Origin of the sequence: Vreelandella rituensis, from assembly GCF_003336665.1 — a bacterium.
In the GTDB taxonomy this organism is placed as follows: Bacteria; Pseudomonadota; Gammaproteobacteria; order Pseudomonadales; family Halomonadaceae; genus Vreelandella; species Vreelandella rituensis.
In genome coordinates this window covers 112,775-120,294 of sequence record NZ_QPIJ01000004.1, presented here as the reverse complement: position 1 = coordinate 120,294, position 7,520 = coordinate 112,775, and the positions used below count along the sequence as shown (strand labels likewise).

Sequence of the window (7,520 nt, the reverse complement as noted above, 5' to 3'; positions counted from 1 at the left end):
CCGTGAGCATTTGTCGGGGCATGGCAGGCTCGCCGTTTGTTGGTGTCGGAACCTCTATTCTGTGAGCTTGCCCCTATCCTGCCAAATCTTCCTGCCACCAAACATCAACAGACCCTAGTACTTTTTTTTCTGGTGGTTGCTTTACTGGTACTTTTTAGCTGCTAGGACAAATAAAATTAATTTTTTAGGCTTCCTTAATTAACTTTTTTTAATTAGATTTGCCTCAGACTAACGCCGCCTTCTCCCTGATGCAATAAAGTAAAATTAACCATCGTCATCGCTGGGTAAATGGTGGGTCGGCTTTTGCCAAGGATGCATGGGTCCCAGCGTATCCGCTGCATGGGCTTTTCTTTCCCCCATCGGACGCGGCTCGCCGACCGTGGTATCCACCCGGGTCTGGCGCTCCATCTGGCAATTGATTTCCGCACCCAGCAATATGACGAAGGCCGAAAGCCAGAACCACAGCATTAATACCACGACCGCCCCCAGCGAGCCGTAGAGTTCGCTGAAATTGGCAAAATAGCGCACATACAGGGAGAGCCCACCTGAGCTAAGCAGCCATAAACCCGTGGCAACCAAGGTTCCAACGCTCAGCCATTGCCAACGGGGTGCGCGCCGGTAAGGGGCAAAGCGATACAGCAACGCAATCATCACGCTCATCAGTACCAGCAGCGGCGGCCAGCGCAACCAACCGACGATTCGATCGTAGGGGCTGTGTATTCCCAGCATATTGACCGCCAACGGGAACAGAGCGATAAACCCCAAGGTGAGCAAGGTAATGCCGAGCAAACCGAATGTCAGGGCGGCCACCACTAGAATACGCTTGGTCAAACTGCGTCGTTCGACTTGCCCGTAAACAACGTTAAGCCCCACGACAAGCCCGGCAACGCCTTTGGAAGCCACGAAAATGGCCAAGAATGTACCCAGGACCGCAGTGATACCCGACCCAATTTCGATCTCCTCGATAAGTTGCTGCGCTTGTTCATCGATCAAGGTGGCCGCATTCGGCGGCATCAGACGGCTTAGCTCATTGAGTTGACGAATAATGTCGTAGGGATCGAACAATAATCCCCACAGGGAGATCATTGCGGCAATGGCGGGAAATAACGCCAGCAAGGCGTAAAATGCCACGCCGGCCGTCAGCATGGTGATGCGATGAGCTTCCATCTGCTGTTTGACCCGCCATGCGATATCCAGCCAGCCTCTGACCGGAATATCACAGGGCACTTCGGCCTCACGGCCACGTAACCGCTCGCTCATGAAAGTTCCCTTATCGAAGAAAAGGTGCCGTGAGGCTGCCTGGCTGATGCAGCAACTTTCACGACAGAATGCTCTCCCATGCTAGCAGTGCCACCAAGCCCACCGCGAGCGCCATCATCAAGCCACTGGCATGGTGTCGCATCCAGGCGTCGGTGGCGAGAAGCTGTTCCAGGCGTTGCATAAGCAGGGTTTCCATCGCCAATGCTCTCTTCACTATGGCGGCCTTGGTGATGTACAAACGCTGCGCCATGGCGCCATAGACGTTGGCACCGGCGCGCCCGAGGGCGGCGTACAGCCACCAGAGGTCACCTGCCGGCACGACACAAGGTTTTGGCCTCCATAACGTCAACATCAGCCCGGCGGCGACCACGCCCAAGGGGAGCGGCCAGACCAGTCCCGGCCATTCAGCGAAGGGAGGAAACGGCATGGACTCCGACGGCAGCGGTAACCAGACAGGCGTCATCAGCGCCAGCCCCAGCGTTGCCAGCCAGGCATAAAGCTGCCAGCCATTTCCCTTGCCGACCTGTCGCTGCTGCCATTGGCGCCACAGCGCCACGCTCACCAGCGCGGCGGTGCCTATCGCTGCCAGCGACAAGAGCCATATCAAGGTGGTCTGTTCATTGTCGTACAAGGCCGACTTGAACCCCCATTTGGACGCCATCCCCGCTCCCAGCGTGCCCACCAGCGAAAGCCCGGGAAGCGCCAGCAACGCCCACATCAGCATCAATGGCCAAGCCGGTAGATGCTCACTGATGCTGGTGCCCATGAACAGCGCCCCCTTGGCCAGGGCGTGATGAGCGACGAACAGTACCAGCGCCGGCCAGACCAGATGCCAGTTGTCGGGCGCTGTCAGGCCAGTGGCCACCAGAGCCGTCATCATTCCCATTTGACTAATGCTCGAATAGGCCAGCACGGCCTTGGGATGACGCTGCATCACCCCGTATATCGCCGCCCCGAAAGCTGCCAGCAGCCCGGCGACCATGATCAGCTGGCCAAGATGCAAGAAGCCCTCGCTGAGCAAGGGATTACCTAACGGCAAGACGTTGAGCCAGCCCAGCAAACCGGCCTTGATCATGGCCCCGCTCAAGACGGCACTGGCCGGCGCCGGTGCCGCCGGGTGCGCCAGAGGCAACCATACATGCAGGCCGATCACCCCGGCCTTGATGCCAAAGCCACCCCATAAAAGCGCCGCCATGGCCACCCCATGCGGGGCCTGGGCAATGCCTTCGCGCAGCCCGTCCAGGGTGAGTACCTGTGCCTCCCCCGCCACCCACAGAAAACCGCCGAGTATCATGCCTTCACCGAGCACCGCCATAATCAGATAAACATGGGCACCCATTACCGCGCGCTCTGACTCGTCATGTATCACCAGGGCGTAGGCGGCAAAGGTCATCAGCGAAAAGCCAAGATAGAAGCTGGCGATATCCTGAGCGACGATCAAAAGAATATTACCCGCCAGCGTCAATGGCCATAACACGGCAAGGCGCAGCAGGCGCCGTCTGGCGGCGGCATCTCCCGCCGTTGCCTTGGCCTGTTCATGGGCAAAATAGCCTCGGGCGTGCAAGGCCGCCAAGGCCCAGAGCAAGGCGGTGAACATCAACCACGCCCGGCTCAGGGCGGTGAGTTCCCATTGCCCACCGAGTATCCAGCCATCCAGTATCCATTGGCCGTTACCCAGCAGCACCAACCCCAACGCCGGCCAGGGAGCACTCAGCCACCAACCGTCCAGGTACTGCGGAACGCCCTGATCGCCTGCAGTAACATGGCGCCACGTCACGTTGACGGCCAGCAATAACGGCCAGAGCAAAGCCAGGCTCAGCAGACTGTTGAACCAGAGCGCATTGGCAAAAAGCGTATCGGGCAGCATCATGGCAGGTACTCTCCCAATGCGACTGCGGTGGCCCAGCCCAAGGGGCTGAACGGCATGGCGGCAAATAGCCCGGCACCCAGGCTGAGCAAGGCGGTAGCAACCATCGGCCATAACAGCCAGGCACTGGTTTCCAGGCGTCCCAGGCGTCGTTCTTCCGGCCAGGCTCCGTGGCCATGAGCAGGGCCCAGGCGAAACCACAAACGATACAGGATAGGCAGAAAATACAGCGCATTGAGCATACTAACCGCTACCAGCACCGCGATTACCCAAGGCATACCCGCCTGAATGGCCCCCATGCCCAGATACCATTTAGTGATAAACCCGGCCACCGGAGGCAAGCCGATCATCCCCAAGGCTCCCACGGTAAAAGCCAGGCTGGTCAATGGCATGCGCCGCCCGGCGCCGTCAAGTTCATCAATGCGATGAATTCCCAGCTCTTCGGCGTAGTTGCCGGCACAGAAGAACAAGGTGACTTTCATCAGGCCCTGGTGAAGCAGATGAGTCAGTGCCGCAATGGTGCCAAAGGGGCCAAATAAACTGACCCCCAGCACAATGTACGAGACTTGGCTGATGGTGGAGAATGCCAGACGTGGCTTGAGTTCCTCCTGCGCCAGCGCCCGTAGCGATCCGTAGAGTATGGTGACCGTGGCCGCCACGGCCAGTACCGTGGTCACACCCAGCTCCACACTGAGCTCGATGCCAAAAACATCATAGACGACACGCAATATCCCGAAAGCGCCGGCCTTGACCACCGCCACCGCATGCAACAGCGCACTGACCGGCGCTGGGGCGACCATGGCCCGAGGCAACCAACCATGCAGCGGCACCATGGCCGCCTTGACCGCCAACCCCCCGACCAGCAGCGCAAAAATCAGCAGCAACAAACCGCGGTGGTCAGGCAGAAAGGTTTCCAGCCCCCCTTCCGAAGCGAAAGAATGCTCACTGGTCAGGCTATACAACAGCACCACGCCAAGCAGCAATACCGTACCTCCAGACAAGGTATAACGCAGGTAAACACGCCCGGCATCCAGTGCCTTCGGCGTACCGCGATGCACCACCAGGGGATAGGTGGATAACGTCAGCATTTCGAAGAAAATCAGAAAAGTGAAAAGATTGCCCGCCATCGCAATGCCTAAGGTACTGCCCACGCACAGGCTGAAAAAACCAAAAAAACGCTTACGGTTGGGTGAGTTTTCCAGATAGCCGATGGCGTAAAGGGTGGTACACAACCACAGCAATGACGAAAGCCCGGCAAACATCATGCCCAAGGCATCGGCGCGCAACACGAAGTCGATGCCTTCCACTACCGGGAAACGCAACGTATCGTAATGCCCTTCCACCACGCGGTACCCCAACAGCACCACCAGCGTCAGCTTGACCAGCGCCGCCCCCAGGTTAACGCCGGTACGCCAACGCCAAGCACTTTCGGGCAGCGCAAAGATCACCACCGCTGCCACAAGAGAAGTCGACAACGCCAGGGGCGGCAACCAGGCCGCGTTCATCAACGACTCCCTTGCAGCAGGGTCAAGGGCCCATAGGCAAATAGCCCCAGCAGCAAAGAAGCCAGCGCCAGGCCTAGCGCCAGGCCGTCCAGCCAAGGGGGCAAGGCACGAAACGCGTAATGAGGGGCGGTTTCGACAAAGGAGTAACGAAACACGCGAAACACATAAGCGGCGGAAAGCAACGTTCCCAAGAGTAGCGCTGCCACCCAGGCCCACTGGGCTTGTATCACCATGGCGCGCAACAATAACCACTTGGCGGTGAAGCCAGCACTCGGAGGCAATCCGATCAAACTGACCGAGGCAACGCCGAAAGCCAGCAATGACAAGGGCAACTGGCGACTGGCGCCTGTCAAGCCTTGAAGCGTGGTATTGCCTGTGGCGAGTATCAGGTTTCCAGCGGCCAGGAACATCGCCGCCTTGGCCAGGGCATGGCCTACCAGATACAGCCAGAACCCTTGCCAGGCAAGCCCTTGAACCGATGCCGGGATGCCGGGACCCAGCAACAGGGGAAACACCACCATCAAGTACCCCATCTGAGCGACCGTGGAATACGCCACCAAGGATTTCAATTCCACCGCACGCCAGGCCAGCCCCCCTCCCCAGAAAATGGCTATCACCCCAAGCCAGGCGACCAGCTGAGCGGCAAACAGGCTGTCCGGAATCAATACGCTCCATAACTGCAACAAGATGAACAGTGACGCCTTGATCACCAGGGCGGCGTGCAAAGCGCTTACCGGCACCCAGGCATTGCCATGTACCGGGGCCAGCCAGGCATGCAACGGAAACAAGGCCGCCTTGAGGGCCAGCCCCGCCCCCAGCAACGCCGCAGCCGTCCAGGCCACAGGACCCGCTTCCACCACTTGCACCAGACCGGCCAGGTCCAGCCTGCCCCAGTGGCCCAGGATCAACGCCACTCCTAACAAATACGACAGCGAGCCGACCAACGCCAACAGCAGATAACGTATGCCGGCCACCAGCGACTCGACTTTGCCCGGCAGCAGCAACATGCCGACGGCACTCAATCCCATCAGTTCCAGGGCGACATACAGGGTGAGCAGATCCGCTGCCACCCAGATCAACGAAAGCGAACCGACCAGTATCCCCAGCAGCGGCCACAGCCAGCGCTCCAAGCGGCGTTGCGCGGGGTCGGCGTGGCGCAATTCACCCGGGGTGTAGAGTGCCGCTACCAGTCCCAACCCTTGAGTGAGCAACAACAGCAAGACACTCAGGCCATTAAGGCGCAGCTGCACGGTCAGCTTGCCCCATTCCAGTTGCCAACGCTGCAAGCCGTGCTGCTCTACTATCATCAACAGCACGATGCCACTGGCCGCCAGGGGCAGCCCAGCCAGCAAGATAGGCCAGGTACGTTGAGGGCGCAGCCAGGCGCCCAGAACCCCCAAGAGACAAGGCAGGCCTAGCGCCACCCAAAGCGCCGGTTGGGTAAAAGGCAATACCGCCACTGAGCTTTCGACCAGGCCGAAGCGTATGCTCATTATGGCCCCTGTCGCTTTTGCCGGATGCTTTCATTATCGCTGATAAGCGCCTTGGCCCCCTGCAAGTGATACAAGCGTCGTATCAGCATGGCACCCAGCAAGGTACCTAACCAGGCCACCCCCAATCCTGTAATGATAAGTGCTTGAGCATGAGCCATGGTACCCGTCAACCCGGCCAGCAACAGGAACACCCCGGAACCCAGCACGTTGAACGCCAGCAACCGGCGCAACAAGTGCCGGTGCAAGGCGAACGCTCCAAGCCCGAGAGCGCTCATCGCCACCCCGGCCAGCAATAAAGGTTGTTGCATGGGCGAATAAGCCATCACCGGTACGCTGTGTCTGAGAGCCGCACCAATCATGCCCATCCAGGCCAGTGCCAGTACCGCGCGAATGGCGGCTTGTCGAAAGGGCTCGCGAAACCAGTCGCGTCTTGAAGGCAAGGGAGAACCGGGCGGGAGAACCCCCAGGGCGTAAAACAGGCTGCAGCCGGTCAACCCAGCGCCCAGCGAAAATTCAGCAAGCGCCAGCCAAGGTGCTCCAAGCTGCCACCAGGCAAGCGCCATGCTCAACGCAAAGCCGACAAACACACTGCAAGCACGCACCAGGTGGCGATCAAACAGACAGCCTAACGCCAGGGCGACGAGCCCCAGCGCTAAAAGCAGGTCAAAAAGAGGCGGAGTGGCACTCATCATGGCTCATGCAAGGCGTTCACTCAGCCAAGTGCCGATATCTTGCACCTGTGGCGGGCACAAGGCATGTGCCATGGGGTAGCGGTGATAGTTCACCGTGTAATCCCAGGCCTTGAGCCGCTCATAGGCAGCCCGTCCCAAGGCTTCCTGCACCACCGGATCAAAGTTGCCGTGATGGATCTCTATGGGGATATGCCGGTTGGCATCGGCCAGTTGAATGCTGTCTGCGGTGGCAAAGTACGTCGACAAGGCCAGCAGCCCACCCAGCGACTGAGGAAAAGACAGCGCCACTTCGTAAGCCACCGCCCCTCCCTGGGAAAACCCCGCCATGATGATGCGACGGCTGTCGATGCCCTGATCGATCTGCTCTTGCACCAGACCCTTGATCCGCTCGGCGGAGGCTTGCAGCTGCTTTTCATCCACCCGCCGATCCAGGTCCATGGACAGCAGGTCGTACCAGGCAGGCATGACCATTCCGCCGTTGATGGTGACCGGCAAGCGTGGCGCATGCGGCATGATAAAACGTACATTCGCCCCTTCCGGCAATTTCAGCGCCGGTACCAGGGGTTCGAAATCGTTACCGTCCGCACCCAGGCCGTGCAGGATGAAAACACAGGCGTTGGCGGGCTGGCCGTTGCGCGGTTCAAGGATCAGTTCACCGGGGTTACTCATGGGGTAGCTTCCACTTCAATCAAAAGCGTTACCC

At 59.3% G+C, this 7,520-nt stretch carries 6 protein-coding genes; all 6 read right to left on the bottom strand.

Annotation, left to right across the window (positions count from 1 at the left end; genetic code table 11):
• Positions 1-264: 264 nt before the first annotated feature.
• From DU506_RS03920 to DU506_RS03895, 6 genes are read right to left on the bottom strand one after another with little or no spacing between them, the layout of a single operon-like run.
• The gene (locus DU506_RS03920; RefSeq protein ID WP_114485645.1) at positions 265-1,260 is read right to left on the bottom strand and encodes a YihY/virulence factor BrkB family protein; all 996 of its coding nucleotides are present in this window, start codon (positions 1,258-1,260) and stop codon (positions 265-267) included.
• Positions 1,261-1,318: 58 nt separating this feature from the next.
• Positions 1,319-3,130 (bottom strand): proton-conducting transporter transmembrane domain-containing protein, encoded by a 1,812-nt coding sequence (locus DU506_RS03915; protein WP_235825428.1) that lies wholly within the window; start codon positions 3,128-3,130, stop codon positions 1,319-1,321.
• Positions 3,127-4,632: a complex I subunit 5 family protein gene (locus tag DU506_RS03910; protein WP_114485644.1), complete on the bottom strand. Its 1,506-nt coding sequence runs from the start codon at positions 4,630-4,632 to the stop codon at positions 3,127-3,129. Before DU506_RS03910 ends, DU506_RS03915 begins: the two co-directional genes overlap by 4 nt.
• Positions 4,632-6,125 carry a complex I subunit 5 family protein gene (locus tag DU506_RS03905; protein WP_114485643.1) on the bottom strand — a complete coding sequence of 498 codons (1,494 nt, stop codon included), beginning with the start codon at positions 6,123-6,125 and terminating at the stop codon, positions 4,632-4,634. The genes DU506_RS03910 and DU506_RS03905 overlap by 1 nt, the downstream gene beginning before the upstream one ends.
• Complete coding sequence (locus DU506_RS03900; protein WP_114485642.1) at positions 6,125-6,814, bottom strand: DUF4040 domain-containing protein; 690 nt, start codon at positions 6,812-6,814, stop codon at positions 6,125-6,127. The genes DU506_RS03905 and DU506_RS03900 overlap by 1 nt, the downstream gene beginning before the upstream one ends.
• Positions 6,815-6,820: 6 nt before the next feature.
• Positions 6,821-7,486 (bottom strand): alpha/beta hydrolase, encoded by a 666-nt coding sequence (locus tag DU506_RS03895; protein WP_114485641.1) that lies wholly within the window; start codon positions 7,484-7,486, stop codon positions 6,821-6,823.
• Positions 7,487-7,520 lie beyond the last annotated feature (34 nt).

Bases quoted from the DNA above. Each gene is read 5' to 3' on its own strand.
- DU506_RS03910 (WP_114485644.1), bottom strand. From the start codon at position 4,632: ATGAACGCGGCCTGGTTGCCGCCCCTGGCGTTGTCGACTTCTCTTGTG.
- DU506_RS03905 (WP_114485643.1), bottom strand. From the start codon at position 6,125: ATGAGCATACGCTTCGGCCTGGTCGAAAGCTCAGTGGCGGTATTGCCT.
- DU506_RS03920 (WP_114485645.1), bottom strand. From the start codon at position 1,260: ATGAGCGAGCGGTTACGTGGCCGTGAGGCCGAAGTGCCCTGTGATATT.
- DU506_RS03900 (WP_114485642.1), bottom strand. From the start codon at position 6,814: ATGAGTGCCACTCCGCCTCTTTTTGACCTGCTTTTAGCGCTGGGGCTC.
- DU506_RS03915 (WP_235825428.1), bottom strand. From the start codon at position 3,130: ATGATGCTGCCCGATACGCTTTTTGCCAATGCGCTCTGGTTCAACAGT.
- DU506_RS03895 (WP_114485641.1), bottom strand. From the start codon at position 7,486: ATGAGTAACCCCGGTGAACTGATCCTTGAACCGCGCAACGGCCAGCCC.